Below are 20,150 nucleotides of genomic sequence, written 5' to 3' on the forward strand. Positions count from 1 at the left end.
CGCGATGAGCCCAATGAACGCGCAAGAAAATGCGCAAGCGCCACGGCGCATTGTCGTCGGCATTTCCGGAGCGAGCGGCGCGATGATCGGCGTGCGGCTGCTGGAGGCGCTGCGCCGTATCGGTACCCACGAAACGCATCTGGTCGTCTCGGCATCGGGCGCCGTGACGGCCGCGCAGGAGCTTGGCATTGGCCGCAACGATCTCGACGGTCTCGCCGATGTCGTGCATAACGTTCGCGACGTGGGTGCATCGATTGCGAGCGGCTCGTTCGTCACGAGCGGCATGGTGATCGCGCCCTGCTCGATGAAAACGCTTGCCGCAGTGGCGAATGGTCTCTCCGACAACCTGCTCGCGCGCGCCGCGGACGTGATGCTCAAGGAGCGCCGCCGGCTCGTGCTTGTCGCACGCGAAACGCCGTTGAACCTCGCGCATCTTCGCAACATGACGTACGCCACTGAAATGGGCGCGATCGTGATGCCGCCAGTGCCGGCGTTCTACGCGCATCCGAAGACTATCGAAGACGTCGTGGCCCATACCGTTGGACGCATCCTGGATTTATTCGGTATCGAGCATCGTGAGATTGAGAAGCGCTGGAGCGGTCTCGCCGATGAATTCGGCGCCCGTGGCAATGGCGGAGCCAACGAATGAACCAGCGCGAACCGGCGGGCTTTGCCGCCATCAACGCGCGCGCGGCAGAAGTCGTGGAGGCGGCGCACGACCCGCTGCCGAAGCGTCACGTTGGCCAGTCGCTCGAACGTCTGGAAGATCCCGCGATTCTTACGGGCCGGGGCCGTTATGGCGATGACATCGGCATCAAGCCGGGCACCTTGCACGCGGCTATTCTTCGCTCGCCGCATGCACATGCTGAACTGGTTTCGCTGGATGCGAGCAATGCCGTGGATGCGGCGGGCGTGCGGGCGGTGCTGACTCGCGACGACCTTCCTGCGTGGTCGCGTCCGTTCGTGGTCGGTGTGAAGTCGAAGATGGAGCAATGGTCGCTCGCTACCGACCGCGTGCGTTACGTGGGCGAGCCGGTGGCGGTGGTGATGGCCGAATCGCGGGCGCTGGCCGAAGACGCGCTTGATCTGATCAAGGTGGAATATCGCACGCTTGATCCGGTGACATCGATTGAAGGTGCGTTGAAGGATGATGCATGCGTGCTGCATCCGAACGTGCAGACCAATGTGATCAGCGACCGCAGCTTCCGTTATGGCGAGCCAGAGGCCGCGTTCGGAAACGCGCCGCATCGCGTGAAAATTGAGGCGCATTATCCCCGCAATACGTGCGCGCCGATCGAATGCGGCGTGGTCATTGCAGAGTATCTTTCCGGCGGCGAAGGCTACGACGTCACGTCGAATTTCATGGGCCCTTTTTCGCTGCACGCCGTCATGGCGCTCGCGCTTAACGTGCCGGCAAACCGCCTTCGCCATAAAGCCCCGCGTGACTCCGGCGGCAGCTTTGGCGTGAAGCAGGCCGTGTTTCCGTATGTGGTGCTGATGTGCCTCGCTTCGCGCAAGGCCAACGCGCCGGTGAAATACGTCGAGGACCGGCTCGAACACCTGAGCGCAGCGACTTCCGCCACGGCACGCTTCACGACACTCGAAGCGGCTGTCGAAAACGATGGCCGGATCACCGCGCTTGACTACGATCAGGTCGAGGACTGCGGCGGCTATTTGCGCGCGCCGGAACCTGCCACGTTTTATCGCATGCACGGGTGTTTGACGGGCGCCTATGACATTCCAAACCTGCTGGTTCGCAACCGGGTGGTGCTGACCAACAAGACGCCTACGGGTCTCGTACGCGGATTTGGCGGGCCGCAAGTTTACTTCGCGCTTGAACGGCTGATGCAGCGCATTGCTGTCGAGTTGAAGCTGGATATTTTCGATGTGTATCGCCGAAATTTTGTTCGCGCCGATGCATTTCCGTATCGTGCGGCGGCCGGCGCCCTGCTCGATTCAGGCAACTATCAGGAGGCGTTGAAGCGCTCGATTGACGAAGGCGGTTACCACGAGCTGACGGCGCGCCGCGATACCGCTCGCCGGGAGGGTCGCCTGTATGGCATTGGCTTCGCGGCGATCGTGGAACCGTCGGTGTCCAACATGGGTTACATCACGACGGTGATGCCCGTCGAGGCGCGCAAGAAGGCTGGCCCCAAGAGCGGCGCGATTGCGAGCGCAACGGTTGCCGTCGATTTGCTGGGCGGCGTTGTGGTGACAATCGCTTCCACGCCGGCGGGGCAGGGACATATGACCGTGTGCGCGCAGGTCGTGGCCGACGCACTCGGTCTTTCGCCGCATGAGATCGTGGTGAACGTGGAGTTCGATACCCACAAGGACGCGTGGTCGGTCGCAGCCGGAAATTATTCGAGCCGCTTCGCCGGCGCAGTGGCGGGCACAGTTCATCTTGCGGCCATGCGTGTGCGGGACAAGCTCTCGCGCATTGTTTCGGCGCAGTTGGAATGCAAGCCAGAAGAGATCCGCTTCGAAGGCGGGCGTATCTACAGGGAAGGCCGCGAAGGCGAGGCGCTGCCCTTTGGCCGCGTCGCGAGCAATGCGCCGCATTGGGCGCCTGCGCTGCTGCCCGAAGGAGAAGAACCGGGCTTGCGCGAGACCGTATTCTGGACGCCGCCGAATATGGATGCGCCGGATGAACAGGACCGCATCAACACTTCTGCGGCCTATGGTTTTGCATTCGACATGTGCGGCGTGGAGATAGATCGCGCAACGGGCAGGATTCGCATCGACCGTTATGTAACCACGCACGACGCCGGCACGTTGCTCAACCCCGCACTCGCCGATGGCCAGATTCGCGGCGCCTTCGCGCAGGGTCTGGGCGCGGCGTTGATGGAAGAGTTTCGTTATGGCTCGGACGGCAGCTTTCAGTCGGGAACGCTTGCCGATTACCTGATGCCGACCACATGCGAAGTGCCTGATCCGGTGATCGTGCATCTGGAAACGCCGTCGCCATTCACGCCGCTGGGTGCGAAAGGTTTGGGCGAAGGCAACAACATGAGCACGCCGCCGTGCGTGGCGAACGCGGTTGCCGATGCACTTGGCGTAGACGACATTCGTTTGCCGCTGACGCCGTCGAAGGTGCTGGGCTTGATCGGTATCGACGATCCGGAGCCATCGCGGCCCGAGTATCGCGAAATGCAACAGAAGAAACCCGCGTTGCCGGGCGCGAAGGCGCTGACCGCGCAAGGCAGCGTGGATCTGCCTGCATCGCCGGAAGCGATATTCGCTGTACTGATGAATCCCGACGCGCTCGCCAAGGTCATTCCGGGTTGCCACGCGCTCGAAGCGAAGGGCGAGAATACGTATCGCGCGGATGTGACCGTTGGCGTGGGCATGATCAAGGCGCGCTTCGAAGCGGAGATTGGCCTGTCCGATCTCGACCCGCCGCATCGATTGCGGCTTGCGGGCGCGGGCATGTCGTCGCTTGGCAGCGCGCGCGGAAACGGCCTCGTGGAGCTTGCGCCAACGGACAATGGCACGCGGTTGACCTATGACTACGAGGCGCAAGTCTCGGGCAAGGTCGCCGCAGTCGGCGGCCGGATGCTCGAAGGGGCGGCGAAGGTCGTGTTGCGGCAACTGTTCGAATCGCTGGGACGGCAGGCCGCTGGCAAACCTGTGAAAACCAGCGGCGGATCGTGGCTTGGCCGGTTGTTGGGCCGTTTCAGGAGGCGCTCATGAAACCTGCGCCGTTCGATTATCTGCGTGCAGCCACCACGCATGATGCACTCGATGCGCTCGCGCAGTCCGGAGAAGACGCGCGCATCCTGGCCGGCGGCCAGTCGCTGATGGCCGTGCTCAACATGCGCCTTGCGCAACCGCGTGTGCTGATCGACATCTCGCGCACGGCGGATCTGGAAGCGGTGCGTATCGAAAAGGACTATCTGGTCGTTGGCGCGGCAGCAACGCAAGGCAGCGTGGAATGGCGTGCGTCGTTGCGCGATGAAGTGCCGCTGCTTGCGCTCGCTTTTCCGCATATCTCGCACTTCCAGATCCGCAATCGCGGCACGGTTTGCGGCTCGATCGCCCACGCCGATCCGAGCGCGGAACTGCCGCTCGTGCTCTCCGTGCTTGGCGGCGACGTGATGCTGCGATCAAAGAAACGCAAGCGCTCGCTCAAGGCACAAGACTTTTTCCAGGGCATGTTGATGACGGCGCGCGAGCCGGATGAACTTGTGGAAGCGGTGCGCTTCCCGCTGAAAAAACCGGGCGAACGATACGCCTTCACCGAATTCTCCGCACGGCACGGCGACTTTGCCATGGTCGGATGCGCTGCAATTGTCACCGATACATCCATCCGCATTGCTATCGGCGGCGTATCGGACAGGCCTGTGGTCGAACGATGGCCGCGCCTGCAAGGCGACGACCTGCGCGGTGCCTTGAATGATCTGAGCTGGAAGCTGAACGCGCAGGATGACGCGCATGTCAGCGCTCCATACAGACGGCATCTGGTGCGGCAACTCGGATGGCAAGTAATCGAGGAGGCGAAGTGAGCAACACATCATCAATCACGCTGGATCGCGGGGAGCGCAGACGGATCACGTTGACGCTCAACGGCCGCGAGCGCACCGCATATTGCGAGTCGCGCGACTTGTTGTCCGATTTTGTGCGCCACGAACTCGGCGCCACGGGGACACATGTAGGGTGTGAGCATGGCGTATGCGGCGCGTGCACGGTACATGTGGACAGCGTCGCGGCGCGTTCATGCCTGATGCTGGCCGTGCAAGTGGAAGGACGGCGCGTTGATACCGTGGAAGGTCTTGCGCCGGACCAGACGCTTGGAGATCTGCAGCAGGCATTTCAACGTCACCATGCATTGCAGTGCGGCTTTTGCACGGCGGGCATCCTGATGTCATGCGCGGATTATCTCAAGCGTGTACCGGACCCGAGCGAAACCGAAGTGCGCGAGATGCTTTCCGGCCATCTGTGCCGATGCACCGGCTATACGCCAATAGTCGCAGCAGTGCTCGACGTAGCCGCGCGGCGCAATGCAAACAAGAGCACGAAGGAGCCGGAACATGCTTGATCTCGGCCGAACCTTCTTGCAGAGCGTGGAGCGCAGCCCGAACACGCTCGCGCTTGTTGATGGCGACGTACGCCTGACCTACGCGCAGTGGCACGAGATCATTCTTCGCGTGGCGGGCGGCTTGCGTGAGCTCGGCATCAAGCGTGGCGAGCGTCTTCTTGTCGTCCTGCAAAACCGCTGGGAAATGGCGACGCTGCATTGGGCATGCCAGTTCGCGGGCATTGTCATGACGCCCTTGAACTGGCGCGCGAAGCCCGAAGAACTGGACTATTGCGTGACCGACTCCGGCGCGAAAGCGGTCGTGTTCGAACCGGTTTCCGCCGACGCCGTGCATGCAAGCGCGGCCGCGCAGAAGGTCTCGCGCATTGCACTGGATGATGCACGAGGCACCGTTTCCTTCAATGCGCTTCTGAATGCGAACGCGGCAATCATCCCTGGTGAAGTCACCGCCGACGATGTCTCGCTGATCCTCTATACCTCGGGCACCACCGGCCGAGCGAAAGGCGTGCCACGGCGGCATCGTCATGAACGGGCGGCGGCGCTCGCGCATGTCGCTCAAAACCTGTATCGATACAACGAGCGCACGCTCGGCGTCATGCCGCTCTATCACACCATGGGCGTGCGTTCGCTGCTCGCCATGGCGCTGGTCGATGGCTTGTTCGTCTGCGTGCGCCGCTGGAACGCGGCTCAGGCGCTTGCGTCGATCAGCGCATTCGAACTCACGTGCCTGTATCTCGTGCCGACGCTCTATCACGATCTGCTCGCAGCGCCCGGTTTTGCCGAGGCACAAAAAGGCTCCGTCACGAAGCTGGGCTTTGCAGGCGCGCCCATGAGCGACGGCTTGCTGAAGCGTCTTTCGACGGCGTTCAAGCCGGAACTCTTCGTGAATCACTACGGTTCTTCCGAGGTGTACACGTTCAGCATCGACCAGGACGCCATGCGCAAACCCGGCAGCGCGGGGCGTGCGGGTATCAATACGCGGCTGCGTGTTGTCCGGCTGGACGCCTCTTCGCCGGAGGATTTTGCGGCGGTGAACGAGGAAGGCCAGATCATTGCGGACCTGCTTGGCGACGAAGCGTTCGAAGGCTACTGGAATCGTCCCGATGCGAACGCGAAGTCATTGCGCGACGGCTGGTACTTCACCGGCGATACCGGTTTCTTCGACAAAGACGGCGACCTTTTCGTAAGCGGCCGGGTTGACGACATGATCATCAGCGGTGGCGAAAACATCTCGCCGGTAGACATTGAATCGGTATTGTCGCTGCATCCCGCCGTGGATGAAGTGGCGGTCGCGGGCGTCAAGGACGAACGCTGGGGCCAGCGTGTGGTGGCCTTCATCAAGCGCCGTGACTATGTGGACGCGGCAATGCTCGACACGTGGTGCCGCGAGTCGGACCTCGTGAATTTCAAGCGTCCGCGCGACTATGTTTTTGTCGATGACATTCCAAAATCTCCTGTCGGAAAGATCCTGCGCCGCAAGCTCTCGGCCGGCGAATACGAAATGGATACCACGATCAACCCTACAGAAACAACGAAGGAGTAACCGATGACCGAACTGACCCATCGCGGCCAGACGCTGTTGCAGGATCTGGATGGCTTCTCGATTGAAGTCGACGAACAACGCGAGCGCGCCGACATCATCCTGCATCGGCCGCCGTTGAATGTCATCTCCATGCATGCCCGCGACCAGTTGCGCGCGGCCTTCGAGGCACTCGATGAAGACGATCGTGTTCGCGTGATCGTCGTGCGTGCGAATGGCGAGCATTTTTCGAGCGGTGGCGACATCAAGGGCTTTCTTGAAGCATCGCCAGAACACGTGTCAAAACTTGCATGGAACATTGCTGCGCCCGCGCGCTGCTCAAAGCCGGTGATTGCGGCGAATCGCGGTTTTTGCTTCGGCGTGGGTTTCGAGTTGTCGCTCGCCTGCGACTTTCGCATTGCAACCGATACCACTTTCTACGCGCTGCCCGAACAGAAGCTCGGGCAGATCCCGGGTTCGGGTGGGTCGGCACGCTTGCAGCAGATGGTAGGCGTTGGCAGGACCAAGGACATCGTGATGCGCTCGCGCCGCATTCCGGGCAAGCAGGCGTACGAGTGGGGCATTGCTGTGGAGTGCGTGCCCGACGCGCAACTCGAAACCACGACCGATGCGTTGGTCGATGAACTGCGCGCGTTTTCGCCCCTGGCGCAGCGCACCGCCAAGAAATTGCTCAACGACACTGAGGATGCGCCGCTTTCGATCGCTATCGAGCTTGAAGGGCATTGTTATAGCCGGCTGCGTACATCGGATGATTTCCGTGAGGGCGTCGAGGCGTTCCATGGCAAACGCAAGCCCGTGTTTCGCGGCACTTGATCGCGGACGAACATAAACAGGAGAGGGGCATGGAAGCGTTCGACTACGTGATCGTGGGCGGCGGATCGGCGGGATGCGTGCTGGCGCATCGGCTGTCGGCCGTGCCGTCGTTGCGTGTCGCGTTGATCGAAGCGGGCGCGGATACGCCACCGGGCAAGGTGCCTGAAGCGATCCTCGACAGCTATCCCATGCCCGTGTTCTGCGGCAATACCTATATATGGCCCAGTCTGAAAGCGCGCGCAACGAAGCAGGCCGCCGAGCGCGTGTACGAGCAGGGCCGCGTGATGGGCGGCGGTTCGAGCATCAACGTGCAATCGGCGAATCGCGGCTTGCCGCGCGACTACGACGACTGGGCCGAGAACGGCGCGCATGGCTGGGCGTGGGACGACGTGTTGCCCTATTTCCGCAAGCTCGAACACGACGTCAATTTTGCCGATAACCCGCTGCACGGCAAGCATGGTCCCATTGCGATCCGTCGCATCATGCCGGACGAGTGGCCGCCGTTTTGTCACGCGTTTGCAAAGGGTTTGAGAAGCAACGGCCTTGCCATGCTGCAAGACCAGAATGCGGAATTCGGCGATGGTTTTTTTCCCGCTGCGTTTTCGAATCTCAATGACCGCCGCGTGACGACGGCAACGGCTTATCTCGACACCGCCACGCTCAGACGTCCCAACTTGTCGATCTTCGCGAACCTGCGCGTGGAGCGCATCGTGATGAATGGCGTTACCGCGAAGGGCGTGGTCGCGGTTGCGCAGAATGGCGAGCAGGTCAGGTTCGATGCACGCGAAGTCGTTCTGGCGGCGGGCGCGTTGCAATCGCCCGCCATGTTGTTGCGCGCGGGTATTGGCGATTCCAGGGATCTTAAAGCGCTTGGCCTTCGCTGCTTGATCGATTCACCTGGCGTGGGACGAAATCTGCAGGACCATCCATCGCTCACGTTTTGCCACTTCCTCGAGCCGCGGTTCCGCATGCCGCTCACGCGTCGGCGCGCGAGCATGACTGCTGCGCGATTCACGTCGGGCGTGCAAGGGTGCGATAGTTCGGATCTCTATTTATCGAGTGCCACGCGTGCGGCGTGGCATGCGCTGGGAAACCGCCTTGGCTTGTTTTTCCTGTGGTGCAACCGGCCGTATTCCCGTGGCCGGGTGCAGCTCGTTTCTCCTGATGCCGGCGTTGCCCCGCGCGTGGACCTGAATCTTCTCGACGATGAACGTGATACCGCGCGGCTCGCGGCCGGCATTCGCATGCTTGCGAAAGTGATCGAGGCATCGGGGCTCGGCGAAGATCGGCGAGATTTTTTTCCAGCAGCATTTTCGCCACGGGTGAAGGCGTTGAGCCGCGTGAGCCGCGGCAATGCAATCGTGACGTCCGTGCTTGGCGCGTTGCTCGATTCACCCGCGCCCGTGCGCCGATTCCTGATCGGGCGATTTTTCACGCGCGGCCAGAACATGGCGTCCTTGCTCGCCAGCGACGACGCGCTGCACGCGTTTATCCGGGAGAACGTGTTCGGCGTGTGGCACGCAAGCGGAACATGCCGGATGGGTCTTTCAAGCGATCGTCATGCGGTCGTCGATACCCAGGGCCGCGTGCGCGGCGCCCACGGCTTGCGGGTAGTCGACGCGTCGCTGATGCCGCGGCTGCCTTCGGCGAATACGAATATCCCGACCATCATGATCGCCGAAAAGATCGCGGACACGATGCTGCGCGAGCAGCCACGCGGCGCTGCGAGTCCCGATGCGGTCTATTTGCATACAACGATTTCTTAAACGCCAACAAGAGCACGAACCAAGACACGTGCCGCAAAACACAGCGCTTCCACAAGGAAGCGCCGCGACCTTCAAGGAGATAACAATGTCCGTTGCAGCTCAGGAAAGCACCGCGGTGCCCGAAGTCAACACGCGGCAGGTCATGGGTGCGGTGGTCGCCTCATGCCTGGGTTGGGCGCTCGATCTGTTCGACCTGTTCGTGCTCTTGTACGTGGCGCCGGTGGTCGGCCGGCTGTTCTTTCCGTCCGAACACGCGATGCTTTCATTGGCGGCGGTGTATGCATCCTTTGCCGTGACGTTGCTGATGCGGCCACTGGGCTCCGCGTGGTTCGGCTCTTACGCGGATCGCCACGGACGCAAGGGCGCAATGATTCTCGCGGTTGTTGGCGTAGGCATATCGACTGCGCTCTTCGGCGTGCTGCCGACCGTCGCGCAGGCCGGTCTCATTGCACCAATCCTCTTTCTCCTGCTGCGGCTCGTGCAGGGCGTTTTCGTGGGCGGCGTGGTGGCGTCGACGCATACCATCGGCACGGAATCGGTTGCGCCCAGGTATCGCGGCGCGGTGTCGGGGCTGATCGGCGGCGGCGGGGCGGGGCTGGGTGCGTTGCTGGCATCGGTCGTATTCCTGACCATGTCGGCGATCTTCCCGGGCGATCTCTTCGATGTATGGGGATGGCGCTGCATGTTCTTCACCGGAATCATCAGCTCGGTCCTTGGCCTGTTCGTATTCAACACGCTCGAGGAGTCGCCGTTGTGGAAGAAACTCGCGGTCGAGAAGGCTGCCAAGGCGTTGGCTCGCGATCCGTCGGTTGCGGTTGAAGTGATCCGTTCGCCGATCAAGACGCTGTTTTCGCGCGAATATCGCGGCATACTTTTCGTCAATCTGCTTCTTACTATTGGCGGCGGCAGCGGCTACTACCTGACCTCGGGCTATCTCCCGACGTTCCTCAAGGTGGTCAGCCACGCGCCCAACGGCGCGGCTGCTGCCATCCTGATGATCGCAAGCGTGGGCGTGCTGGTGGCATCGGTTGCGGCCGGGCACCTCAGCACGTTCATTGGACGCAAGAGCGCGTTCATCTGGATCGGACTGGTGCGGCTGGTCGCCCTGCCTGCGTTGTTCCTGTTGCTGCCGACCGCGCAAAGCATCACGATGATCGGCCTGTATGCCGTGATACTCAGTGCGCTCGGCAGTGCCGGCTATGCACCTATCCTGATTTTTCTGAACGAGCGTTTTCCCACCGCTATCCGGGCGACGGGTACGGGCCTGTCGTGGAATATAGGTTTCGCAATTGGAGGCATGATGCCCACAGCTGTGTCGCTGGTCGCGAAAGACGCCAGCGAGTTGCCGTTGACGCTGGCCATCTTCGTGGGCGTGATCAGCGTGATCTTTCTGGTTGGCGCTTTCATTGTTCCTGAGACGCGCGGCAGGCTGGAGACCAACGCGCAGGTCGCGCGCTGAGCGTTCAGGGCAAGGTGGTCACGCGGCGGATGTCCTCGGTGATGATATCTATAAGGGCGTTCGCCGCTGCACTCAACGGTCGTTTAGGATGACTGACGCATACGATCTGCCGAACGATGACAGGGTTCGCAATGCGGTGAATCCGCAGCACGCCTTCGTCCACTTTGCGCTGCACGACCACGCGCGGCATGATGGTCGCCACGGCGCTCTGTTCAACGAACTGCACGATCGTGGTCAGCAGATCGATTTCGAACTTTGGCTTGATCACAATATCCGCGTTCAGAAGGGCGGCGTCCAGCGCACCGCGCAGGCCGTTGCGTCGCGTGGGTAGCACGAGTTCAAGATCGTCCAGTGCCGACAGGTCGATCTCTTCGGGCAAGACCCGTCCGTGAGCCGCGCTCACGACCAGCACCATTTCCTCGTCGAGTAACGCGCGTGTGTCGAGCGCGAGGCGCCCGCGCGGCTTGTTGATGACAGCGGCGTCGAGCCGTCCTGCTTCCACAGCATCGATCAGTTGTGCGCTGAAGCCGTCGGCCACCGACACCTCCACTTGCGGAAACAGGGCATTGAAGGTTGCGAGCGACTCGGGCAATACGCTTTCAGCTTCCGATGCCACCATGCCCAGCGACACGCGTCCGGTGACAATCACATCAGTGCTGCCGAGCTGCTCGCGTGCATGCTCGATATCCCGAATGATCGGCACGTATAGCCTGTACATCAGGCGCGCAGCTTCTGTCGGCGTCATGCCGTGCGGTCCGCGCTCGAAAAGCGGCTGGTTCAACTCTGCCTCGAGCTTCGAAATCTGCATGCTGAGCGCGGGCTGCACGATATTGAGCCGCTTCGCCGCGCGCGTGACCGATCCGTCTTCAAACAGCGCGATGAAATATTGAATCTGTTTCAGGTCCATGAGCGGGCGGCGAGATGAATCGAAGCACGAATGAAACCATAACCGGCTGCGCGATGCCAGCAGACTCTAGATTTCCGGATATCGCGGAATGCTATTTGCTGCAATGCAGTTGTTCTCTCCCAACTCAAAGACCTCCACATGAAGCCCTATATTGTTTGCCACATGATGTCGTCTGTAGACGGCCGCAGCCTTACCGATGGCTGGCATCTCGACTTTGCTTCCGACCTCTACGAAAACACCGCCGCCACGTTCCAGGCCGATGGCTGGATCTGCGGACGCGTCACGATGCAGGAAATCGCACACGGCGACGGCTACCCAAAAGGTCTCGCCGAGGAACCCGTGCCGCGCGCGAATCATTTCGCGAGACGTGACGCCGACCAGTACGCGATCTCTATCGATCCGAAAGGACTGGTCGAGTGGAAATCTGACACGGCGCTCAAGTCGCATGTCATTGAAGTCGTGACGGAGCAGGTTGCCGACGACTATCTGGCGTATCTTCAGTCCATCGGCGTGTCGTACGTTTTTGGCGGCAAGACAGACATCGACCTGGATCATGTCGTGCAAACGCTCGCGCAGGAACTCGGCGTCAAGAAGCTGATCGTCGAAGGCGGTTCCCATGTGAGCGGCGCCTTCGTGAACGCCGGCCTCGTGGATGAAGTGAGCGTACTGATCCTGCCGCTGGTCGATGGCCGCAGTGAACATCCATCGTCGTTCGAAGTCGCGATGTCCGCATGGCAACAGCCCGCTTATCTGACCCTGACATCTGTCGAACAAGTTGCCAACGATGGTGTCTGGCTTCGCTACGCGCGGAAAACCCGGTAAGGGATTACCCCTAACGACGTAAGTGGCTTTGTTGTATTTCGGGTTTTTACGAAATATACTTCGAACCATGGCGAACCTACCCGATCCCGCACTTGCCGCTGTTCCAATGGATATCGACGCCATTCACAAGGCCCTGGCCAATCCGGTGCGCCGCGAGATACTCGCGTGGCTCAACGAACCCAGGGCATTTTTTGGCGAACAGGAACTGCCGCTGGAGAACGGGGTTTGCGCAGGGCAAATCTACGCGCGCTGCGATATGTCGCAATCCACGGTCTCGGCTCACCTTGCCACGCTTCACAAAGCAGGGCTGGTGAGTTCGAAACGCATCGGCCAGTGGGTATTTTTCAAGCGTAACGACGCGTTGATCAACGCTTTTCTCGAACAGCTGCACCGGACGCTTTAATCGCGCCCTGTGCATTGGCTGACGTTCCTTATAATCTATTTAGGATTACTTTCAACATGCCAAATCTTTTCGATCCGCTCAAAGCAGGTGCCTTCACCCTTCGTAACCGTATTGTCATGGCGCCGCTGACGCGCCAGCGCGCAGGCGAAGAACGCGTGCCGAACGCGATGATGGCGCAGTACTACGCGGATCGCGCCGCAGCTGGCCTGATCCTGAGCGAAGCGACCTCCGTTACGCCACAAGGCGTGGGTTACGCTGAAACGCCGGGAATCTGGTCGGACGAGCAAGTTGAAGGCTGGAAGTTGGTCACGAAAGCCGTGCACGACGTGGGCGGCACGATCCTGCTGCAACTGTGGCACGTGGGCCGTATCTCGGACCCGATCTTTCTCAATGGCGACCTGCCGGTTGCACCGAGTGCAATCGCGGCGCAAGGACATGTGAGCCTGGTTCGCCCGCAGCGTGAATACGTCACGCCGCGCGCGCTCGAACTCGACGAAATCGCCGGCGTGGTCGCGGCATTCCGCAAAGGCGCCGAGAACGCGAAGCTGGCCGGTTTCGACGGCGTTGAGGTTCACGGCGCGAATGGCTATCTGCTCGACCAGTTCCTGCAGGACAGCACGAACAAGCGCACGGACATCTACGGCGGCCCGATTGAGAACCGTGCGCGCCTGATGCTCGAAGTCGTCGATGCATGCATTGAAGTGTGGGGCGCGGATCGCGTCGCCATGCACCTTGCGCCGCGCGCCGATTCACACACCATGGGCGATAGCGATCGCGCCGCGACCTTTGGATATGTGGCGCGCGAACTTGGCAAGCGCAAGATCGCGTTCATCGCGGCACGTGAGCGCGTGGCTGAAGACTCGATCGGACCGTTGTTGAAGAAAGAGTTTGGCGGCGTGTATATCGCGAACGAGAAATTCACCAAGGAAAGCGCTCAGGCTGCGCTCGACCGCGGTGATGCGGACGCGGTGGCGTGGGGCCAGTTGTTCATTGCAAATCCGGATCTGGTAAAGCGTTTCGAAAACGATGCACCGTTGAACGCGCCGATCCCGGAGACGTTTTACGCGCGCGGGACGGAAGGGTACACAGACTACCCGACGCTGGAAACCATGGACTGATTTTTTTGTTTGCGTTGACGAAAACCGGCGGCCTGAGGCCGCCGGTTTTTACATCAGGAAGGCCTTCAAATATTTCGACGTCTGCCCGCGCGTTCCCTGCTTCACCACGTCTTCGGGCGTTCCACTCGCAACAACCTTCCCGCCGTTTTCTCCCGCGCCCGGTCCCATGTCGATGACCCAATCGCTTTGCGCCGCCACGCGCATATCGTGTTCGACCACGATCACCGTATTGCCTGCATCGACAAGACCCTGTAGTTGAACCAGCAAGCGGTCGCTATCGACTGAATGCAGACCTGTAGTGGGCTCATCGAGAATGTAGAGGTTTTCGCCCCGCTGCGCACGCTGAAGCTCCGTTGCAAGCTTGATGCGCTGCGCCTCGCCGCCGGACAATTCCGTTGCCGGCTGACCAAGACGCAAATAACCCAGTCCAATGTCACGCAGTACGGCAAGCGCGCGCATGATCTGCGGCTCGTTGGTGAAAAACTCGCAGGCCGTATCGACGGTCATCTGCAGGACTTCCGCGATGTTCTTGCCGTTCCATTCAATCTCGAGCGTCTCCGGGTTGTAGCGCGTTCCGCCGCATGTCGAACAGGGCGCATAGACACTCGGCATGAAGAGCAATTCGACACTGACGAAGCCTTCGCCCTCGCACGTTGGACATCGGCCTTTGGCGACGTTGAATGAAAACCGGCCGGCGTCGTAACGGTGACGGCGCGCTTGAGGCGTATCCGCGAACAGCTTGCGGACGTGGTCGAAGAGACCCGTATAAGTGGCGAGGTTGGAGCGCGGCGTGCGGCCGATCGGCTTTTGATCGACTCTTACCAGACGGCGTATGTGCTCCATGCCTTCTATGATCTCGCCGTCGGTTTGAATGTCTTCCACATCCATAAGAGGATCGTGTTCATCTTCGGGTTCGGCTGAGATTGGCCGTCCAAGTTTCTCTCCAACGAGTTCGGGCAAGGCCTGACTCACGAGACTCGACTTGCCCGATCCCGAGACGCCGGTGACCGTTGTAAAGCATCCAAGCGGGAATGCGACATCGAGAGCTTCCAGGTTATTGCGAGTCACCTTGGCGAGCCGTAGCCAGCCTGCGGCCGGGCGCCTGACGCTTACAGCAGGCCGGTTTTCTCCAAAGAGATGCAGCCTTGTCTGCGACGCTTCCACGTCGGCGAGACCCGCAGGCGGCCCGCTATACACAATGCTTCCGCCCGCCGTTCCCGCTGCGGGTCCGACGTCGACCAGCCAGTCCGCGCGACGCATCATCTCAAGATCGTGTTCGACCACGAACAGTGAATTGCCGGCTTCCTTCAAGCGTTGCAGCGCGCTATAAAGCGCTTCGCCGTCAGCCGGATGAAGGCCCGCGGACGGTTCATCGAGCACATAGATGACGCCGAACAACTGCGACGCCAGTTGTGTTGCGAGCCTCAAGCGCTGCAGTTCGCCCGACGACAGCGTCGGCGTGCTCCGATCCAGCGCCAGATAACCCAGACCCAGATCGATCAACGTGGAGAGCCGTTCCAGCAGTTCTCTTGCCATGCGTTGCGCTGCGACCTGCTTCTCGCGCGATTGATTCGTTGTCCGTCTGATATCGGGTGACGCCTTGTGCGCCGATCCACCCGCTGCAACCCGCCGTTGCACCGCTTCACGCATCTCCTCCTTGTTCAGCACTTCGCCAGTCTGCACGTCAGACGGCAATTCGCCGCGCGCAACGGGACGCAGAATTTCCGCGACACGCGCCATCGGCATTTGCGACAGCTCCGCAATATCGAGTCCGGCGAAAGTGACTGACAGCGCTTCGAGCTTAAGCCGCTTGCCATGACATGTTGAACACGCGCTGCTTACCATGAACCGCGAGACGCGTTTTTTCATCAGAGCGCTCTGCGTGTTGGCGAATGTATGCAGCACATAGCGGCGCGCGCCGGTGAAGGTGCCTTGATAGCTCGGCTCGGCGCGGCGCTTGAGGGCGGCTTTCGTCTCCTGCGGCGTGAGTCCCGCATACACGGGTACGGTCGGCGTTTCGTCGGTGAAGAGAATCCAGTCGCGGTCTTTCCGGGGCAGATCGCGCCAGGGGGTGTCGACGTCATAGCCCAGTGTGACAAGGATGTCGCGCAGGTTCTGACCATGCCAGGCAGGCGGCCACGCGGCGACCGCGCGCTCGCGGATGGTCAGCGAATCGTCGGGCACCATCGACTTTTCGGTGACCTCGTACACGCGTCCGAGACCGTGGCAAGCCGGGCAAGCGCCTTGAACCGTGTTGGGGGAAAAGTCCTCGGCGAACAGCATGGGTTGTTTGGGCGGATACGTGCCAGTGCGCGAATACAGCATGCGCACGAGGCTCGACAACGTGGTGACACTGCCCACCGAAGATCGTGCATTCGGCGTGCCGCGCTGCTGCTGGAGCGCCACCGCCGGCGGCAATCCATCGATGGAATCCACTTCCGGCACGCCGGCCTGTTCGATAAGCCGGCGCGCGTATGGCGCGACCGACTCGAAGTATCGGCGCTGTGCTTCGGCGTAAAGCGTGCCGAATGCGAGTGACGATTTGCCCGACCCTGACACGCCCGTGAAGACCACGAGGGCATCGCGCGGAATATCGACGTCGACGTTGCGCAGATTGTGTTCGCGCGCGCCTCGCACGCGAACGAAACCTGTATAGGCAGAGGATGGCTCGGATTTACGGTTTCGGGCTGTCATGCGTCCATTCGATGGTTTGTGGTTTTGTCGGCATTGCCATGAGTCCAAACGGTACGCAGAGCGTGTGCCCGGTAACGGAACAACATCAGCCGATTGCGGCGGTTTGCAAGCTGGCATTTAATCCATTGATTTAACGCCTGCTTATTTCCGGCAATGATGAAACTGTTTTCATGACGCGGACGTGATATTAGTAAGTGCGTGGATTTGCGCAGGCGGTACTACAAGACATAAACACGACCTAAAGCAATTGCGTCCGCGATTTTGTCCCCTAGACTGATAAATCGCGATTGTTTCCCGCGATGGATCGAAGATTATTTCAAAGTGAGAAATAAATATCGCGATCGTGTATGACGATTGGATATGTACTCTAATGCAAAACTTTCTACTTAGTCAGCAAGGAGACGTGGAATGCGTTGATCACTAGTCGCGGCCCAGCACGCTTAACCGAATTTCATTGTCGCTTCTCCCGAAGAGCAAGGCGCGAACGCAGGGCAACCGGCGCTGCTCTCATTCAAGCAGTCAATTATTTCTGGAGGTACTGGATGGCCAAGTCTAAGAAAGCGGGCTCGCAAGAGCAATCCAAAATTGCGGCGCTTAGCCCGTTCGAATTGAAGGACGAACTGATCAAGGCCGCAGGCGGCGGCGCCGTTGACCGGCCCGCCAACGTCGCCATGCTCAATGCAGGCCGCGGCAACCCGAATTTCCTTGCCACCATTCCCCGTCACGGCTTCTGGCAATTGGGCCTCTTTGCCATGCGCGAATCCGAGCGTTCATTTGCGCACATGCCGGAAGGGCTGGGCGGATTCCCGAAGCATGAAGGACTTGAAGAACGCTTCGAGATTTTCGCGCGCGACAACAAGGGCGTGCCCGGCATCGACTTCCTGCGCGGCGCGCTCTCTTATGTACGTGACCAACTGGGTCTGAATGGCGGTGAATTCCTGTACGAAATGTGTGAAGGAATTCTGGCCTCGAATTACCCGGTGCCCGACCGGATGTTGAAATTGTCCGAAGTGATCGTGGCGCAGTATCTAAAAAAGGAGATGATCGGCAAACATCCGTTCATTGGCGATTTCGATATCTTCGCCACCGAAGGCGGCACCGCGGCAATGACGTACATTTTCAATACGCTGCGCGAAAATCATCTGATCAAGCCTGGAGACACTATTGCGCTCGGTTCGCCAATCTTTACGCCCTACATTGAAATCCCGACGCTCAACGACTATCAGTTGAACGTGGTCAATCTCAATGCGGACGTTGAGCGCAACTGGCAATACTCGAAAGAAGAACTCGACAAGCTGCGCGATCCAAAAGTCAAAGCGTTCTTCCTCGTCAATCCGAGCAATCCGCCCTCGGTCAAGATCGATACCGAAAGCCTGGAGTACATCGCGGAGATCGTGAAGGAACGGCCGGACCTGATCCTTCTTACCGACGACGTATACGGCACATTCGCGGACGATTTCGTTTCGCTCTTCGCGTTGTGCCCGAGGAACACCATCCTCGTATATTCATACTCCAAGTATTTTGGCGCCACGGGCTGGCGGCTCGGCACGATCGCGACGCATCAGGACAACGTGATCGACGAATTGATCCGCAAGCTCCCCAAGGAACAACGCGAGGAACTGCACGAGCGTTACCAGTCCATCACCACCGAGCCCGAGAACCTCAAGTTCATCGACCGGCTTGTGGCGGACAGCCGGACTGTTGCGCTGAATCACACGGCGGGGCTTTCCACGCCGCAGCAGGTGCAGATGGTCCTGTTCTCGCTCTTCGCGCTGATGGATACGCCCGAGGCCTACAAGAACGCCTTGAAGCGCCTGATTCGTGGACGCAAGGAGGCGTTGTATCGCGAGATCGGAATCAGCTTCGACGACAGCGACGTGAACCAGGTCGATTACTACACGATCATCGACCTCGAGTTTCTCGGCAATCGCGCCTATGGAACGGAGTTCGTGCAGTGGCTGTTCAAGAACACCGAACCGTCCGAGTTGCTGTTCCGCCTCGCGAAGGAAGCACGCGTCGTGCTCTTGCCGGGACGCGGTTTTGGCACGCAGCATCCTTCCGGCCGCGTATCGCTCGCGAATCTCAACGAGAGCGATTACAAGCAGATTGGCCGCGCGATGCGCAAGTTGATGTCGGAATACGTCGAACGCTACAACGAGGCAACGGGCAAGTCGCTCGACAGGAACAAGGTGCTTTGACGTGCATCGCGCGCTGAAACCAGCATCGGAATGAAAAACGGGCCGCTGGAAAAAGCGGCCCGTTCCTGGCTTTCAGAGACGTGCTTAGAACTTGTGGCGGATACCCACGCGTGCAGCGATCTGGTCGTTTGCACCGCGGCCCGACGTGCCGAAGTAGCTCGTGCTCGAACCGATCTGCGCCTGCACATCGGTGCCGTTGTTCGAGCCCGACGCGTGTTGATAAATGCCCAGCACGTAGACATCGGTACGCTTGGAAAGCGAGTAGTCCACGCTTGCGTCGACTTGCTGCCACTTGCCTTGTGCGGCGTCCGTCAGCTTCATGTACGTGTAGCCAAGGCTTCCCGTCACGGCCGGCGTGAACGCGTACTTGCCGCCAAGTTCATACGTATTGAACTTCGACGTCGCGCCACCGATGGCTTCGAAACGCGTATTGGTCCACAACGCGAACAAGGTTGCGTCGGCGATCTTGTAGTTTGCACCAATGCCGAACGTGCGCAGGTCCTTCGTGCCGCCCGTCGCCACGTTTGCAATGCTCGTGCTGAACGCCGGCGTAGCCGAAGCTGGGAAGTGGATGTCCGTATAAGCCGTGCCGATGCTGAACGGGCCCGCAGCGTAGTTCAAACCGAAGCTGTATGCACGCGACGAACCTTGCGTGGTCACGCCGCCGGCCGTGGTCGTGGGCGAGCCGGAGAACGCGCCTGCCTGGTTCGAGAAACCATACAAGCCGCCGAACGTCACGCCGTAGAAGTTCGCGCTGCTGAACTTGATCGAGTTATTGATGCGGCTCGACGTCAGTTGGTCCACGTCATTGATGTGATACGCATAGTTGCCCGCAACCGTCTGGCCGCCGATCGAATACGCGCCACCCAGGTAGTCGGTCGAGAACGAGTATTGACGGCCAAGGGTCACCGAGCCGACGTCCGACTTCGAAATACCCACATAAGCCTGACGGCCGAATTCCGCGCCGCCCTGACCGAGCGTGCCGTTGCCGCTGTTAAAGCCGCTTTCCAACGTGAAGATGGCCTTCAGTCCGCCACCCAGGTCTTCAGCACCTCGGAGGCCCCAGCGGCTGCCTTGCGATACGCCGTCGTCGTACTTGAAAATCTTCGAGCTGCCGGTGCCGGCGGCGCTGTGGTTCGCATAGCTGATACCTGCGTCGATCAGGCCGTACAGCGTGACGCTGCTTTGAGCTTGAGCGGGTGCGGCCGATGCGGCAAACGCAGCGAGCGCGGCGATGGCGAGCAGTGATTTACGATTCAAAACAATCTCCCTGAGCGTGGGTGGTAGCGTGAGTGGTCTGTGCAACAAGTGCTTTGGTACGTCGGACTCTTGCGGGCCATTGACTTGCGACGGGCGGACTTTATCGGACACGTATGTAAGGTCCATGACAGT

Annotated in this window: 15 protein-coding genes; 12 read left to right on the plus strand and 3 right to left on the minus strand. The window is 60.4% G+C overall.

Annotation, left to right across the window (positions count from 1 at the left end):
* Nucleotides 1-4: 4 nt before the first annotated feature.
* The 8 genes from AWB64_RS08325 to AWB64_RS08360 all read left to right on the plus strand — a co-directional run bounded on the left by AWB64_RS08325 (nucleotide 5) and on the right by AWB64_RS08360 (nucleotide 10,616).
* The gene (locus AWB64_RS08325) at nucleotides 5-649 is read left to right on the plus strand and encodes a UbiX family flavin prenyltransferase (RefSeq protein WP_279616250.1); all 645 of its coding nucleotides are present in this window, start codon (nucleotides 5-7) and stop codon (nucleotides 647-649) included.
* Nucleotides 646-3,693 carry a xanthine dehydrogenase family protein molybdopterin-binding subunit gene (locus tag AWB64_RS08330; RefSeq protein WP_060818212.1) on the plus strand — a complete coding sequence of 1,016 codons (3,048 nt, stop codon included), beginning with the start codon at nucleotides 646-648 and terminating at the stop codon, nucleotides 3,691-3,693. Before AWB64_RS08325 ends, AWB64_RS08330 begins: the two co-directional genes overlap by 4 nt.
* Nucleotides 3,690-4,505, plus strand: a complete 816-nt coding sequence (locus AWB64_RS08335) for an FAD binding domain-containing protein (protein WP_060818213.1) — start codon at nucleotides 3,690-3,692, stop codon at nucleotides 4,503-4,505. The genes AWB64_RS08330 and AWB64_RS08335 overlap by 4 nt, the downstream gene beginning before the upstream one ends.
* Complete coding sequence (locus AWB64_RS08340; RefSeq protein WP_060818214.1) at nucleotides 4,502-5,038, plus strand: (2Fe-2S)-binding protein; 537 nt, start codon at nucleotides 4,502-4,504, stop codon at nucleotides 5,036-5,038. The genes AWB64_RS08335 and AWB64_RS08340 overlap by 4 nt, the downstream gene beginning before the upstream one ends.
* Nucleotides 5,031-6,581 carry an AMP-binding protein gene (locus tag AWB64_RS08345; RefSeq protein ID WP_060818215.1) on the plus strand — a complete coding sequence of 517 codons (1,551 nt, stop codon included), beginning with the start codon at nucleotides 5,031-5,033 and terminating at the stop codon, nucleotides 6,579-6,581. The genes AWB64_RS08340 and AWB64_RS08345 overlap by 8 nt, the downstream gene beginning before the upstream one ends.
* Nucleotides 6,582-6,584: 3 nt before the next feature.
* Nucleotides 6,585-7,391, plus strand: coding sequence for an enoyl-CoA hydratase/isomerase family protein (locus AWB64_RS08350; RefSeq protein ID WP_060818216.1), 807 nt, complete (start codon nucleotides 6,585-6,587; stop codon nucleotides 7,389-7,391).
* 29 nt (nucleotides 7,392-7,420) lie between these two features.
* Nucleotides 7,421-9,157 (plus strand): GMC family oxidoreductase, encoded by a 1,737-nt coding sequence (locus AWB64_RS08355; RefSeq protein WP_060818217.1) that lies wholly within the window; start codon nucleotides 7,421-7,423, stop codon nucleotides 9,155-9,157.
* A gap of 85 nt (nucleotides 9,158-9,242) precedes the next feature.
* On the plus strand, nucleotides 9,243-10,616 hold the full coding sequence (locus AWB64_RS08360; RefSeq protein ID WP_060818218.1) for an MFS transporter: 1,374 nt from the start codon (nucleotides 9,243-9,245) through the stop codon (nucleotides 10,614-10,616).
* Between the two features lie 4 nt (nucleotides 10,617-10,620).
* Here the strand turns inward: AWB64_RS08360 and AWB64_RS08365 are convergent, their stop codons facing one another.
* On the minus strand, nucleotides 10,621-11,523 hold the full coding sequence (locus AWB64_RS08365; RefSeq protein ID WP_060818219.1) for a LysR family transcriptional regulator: 903 nt from the start codon (nucleotides 11,521-11,523) through the stop codon (nucleotides 10,621-10,623).
* Nucleotides 11,524-11,661: 138 nt separating this feature from the next.
* On the opposite strand from AWB64_RS08365, the gene AWB64_RS08370 reads away from it, so the two are divergent.
* The 3 genes from AWB64_RS08370 (at nucleotide 11,662) to AWB64_RS08380 (ending at nucleotide 13,866) form a co-directional block, all read left to right on the plus strand.
* Entirely contained in the window at nucleotides 11,662-12,345 is a 684-nt protein-coding gene (locus AWB64_RS08370; RefSeq protein ID WP_060818220.1) for a RibD family protein, read from the plus strand.
* A gap of 106 nt (nucleotides 12,346-12,451) precedes the next feature.
* Complete coding sequence (locus AWB64_RS08375; protein WP_060818221.1) at nucleotides 12,452-12,748, plus strand: ArsR/SmtB family transcription factor; 297 nt, start codon at nucleotides 12,452-12,454, stop codon at nucleotides 12,746-12,748.
* Between the two features lie 56 nt (nucleotides 12,749-12,804).
* Nucleotides 12,805-13,866, plus strand: coding sequence for an alkene reductase (locus tag AWB64_RS08380; protein ID WP_060818222.1), 1,062 nt, complete (start codon nucleotides 12,805-12,807; stop codon nucleotides 13,864-13,866).
* A 48-nt stretch (nucleotides 13,867-13,914) separates the two neighbouring features.
* Here AWB64_RS08380 and AWB64_RS08385 read toward each other — a convergent pair whose 3' ends face one another.
* Nucleotides 13,915-16,560 (minus strand): excinuclease ABC subunit UvrA, encoded by a 2,646-nt coding sequence (locus tag AWB64_RS08385; RefSeq protein ID WP_060818223.1) that lies wholly within the window; start codon nucleotides 16,558-16,560, stop codon nucleotides 13,915-13,917.
* Nucleotides 16,561-17,102: 542 nt separating this feature from the next.
* On the opposite strand from AWB64_RS08385, the gene AWB64_RS08390 reads away from it, so the two are divergent.
* Nucleotides 17,103-18,758, plus strand: coding sequence for a bifunctional aspartate transaminase/aspartate 4-decarboxylase (locus AWB64_RS08390; RefSeq protein ID WP_060818224.1), 1,656 nt, complete (start codon nucleotides 17,103-17,105; stop codon nucleotides 18,756-18,758).
* A gap of 84 nt (nucleotides 18,759-18,842) precedes the next feature.
* Here the strand turns inward: AWB64_RS08390 and AWB64_RS08395 are convergent, their stop codons facing one another.
* Nucleotides 18,843-20,018, minus strand: a complete 1,176-nt coding sequence (locus AWB64_RS08395; protein ID WP_060818225.1) for a porin — start codon at nucleotides 20,016-20,018, stop codon at nucleotides 18,843-18,845.
* Between the last annotated feature and the right edge of the window lie 132 nt (nucleotides 20,019-20,150).

Origin of the sequence: Caballeronia sordidicola (genome assembly GCF_001544455.2) — a bacterium.
GTDB classification, from domain to species: Bacteria; Pseudomonadota; Gammaproteobacteria; order Burkholderiales; family Burkholderiaceae; genus Caballeronia; species Caballeronia sordidicola.

Bases quoted from the DNA above. Each gene is read 5' to 3' on its own strand.
- AWB64_RS08325 (WP_279616250.1), top strand. From the start codon at position 5: ATGAGCCCAATGAACGCGCAAGAAAATGCGCAAGCGCCACGGCGCATT.
- AWB64_RS08330 (WP_060818212.1), top strand. From the start codon at position 646: ATGAACCAGCGCGAACCGGCGGGCTTTGCCGCCATCAACGCGCGCGCG.
- AWB64_RS08335 (WP_060818213.1), top strand. From the start codon at position 3,690: ATGAAACCTGCGCCGTTCGATTATCTGCGTGCAGCCACCACGCATGAT.
- AWB64_RS08345 (WP_060818215.1), top strand. From the start codon at position 5,031: ATGCTTGATCTCGGCCGAACCTTCTTGCAGAGCGTGGAGCGCAGCCCG.
- AWB64_RS08350 (WP_060818216.1), top strand. From the start codon at position 6,585: ATGACCGAACTGACCCATCGCGGCCAGACGCTGTTGCAGGATCTGGAT.
- AWB64_RS08355 (WP_060818217.1), top strand. From the start codon at position 7,421: ATGGAAGCGTTCGACTACGTGATCGTGGGCGGCGGATCGGCGGGATGC.
- AWB64_RS08360 (WP_060818218.1), top strand. From the start codon at position 9,243: ATGTCCGTTGCAGCTCAGGAAAGCACCGCGGTGCCCGAAGTCAACACG.
- AWB64_RS08365 (WP_060818219.1), bottom strand. From the start codon at position 11,523: ATGGACCTGAAACAGATTCAATATTTCATCGCGCTGTTTGAAGACGGA.
- AWB64_RS08370 (WP_060818220.1), top strand. From the start codon at position 11,662: ATGAAGCCCTATATTGTTTGCCACATGATGTCGTCTGTAGACGGCCGC.
- AWB64_RS08375 (WP_060818221.1), top strand. From the start codon at position 12,452: ATGGATATCGACGCCATTCACAAGGCCCTGGCCAATCCGGTGCGCCGC.
- AWB64_RS08380 (WP_060818222.1), top strand. From the start codon at position 12,805: ATGCCAAATCTTTTCGATCCGCTCAAAGCAGGTGCCTTCACCCTTCGT.
- AWB64_RS08385 (WP_060818223.1), bottom strand. From the start codon at position 16,560: ATGACAGCCCGAAACCGTAAATCCGAGCCATCCTCTGCCTATACAGGT.
- AWB64_RS08390 (WP_060818224.1), top strand. From the start codon at position 17,103: ATGGCCAAGTCTAAGAAAGCGGGCTCGCAAGAGCAATCCAAAATTGCG.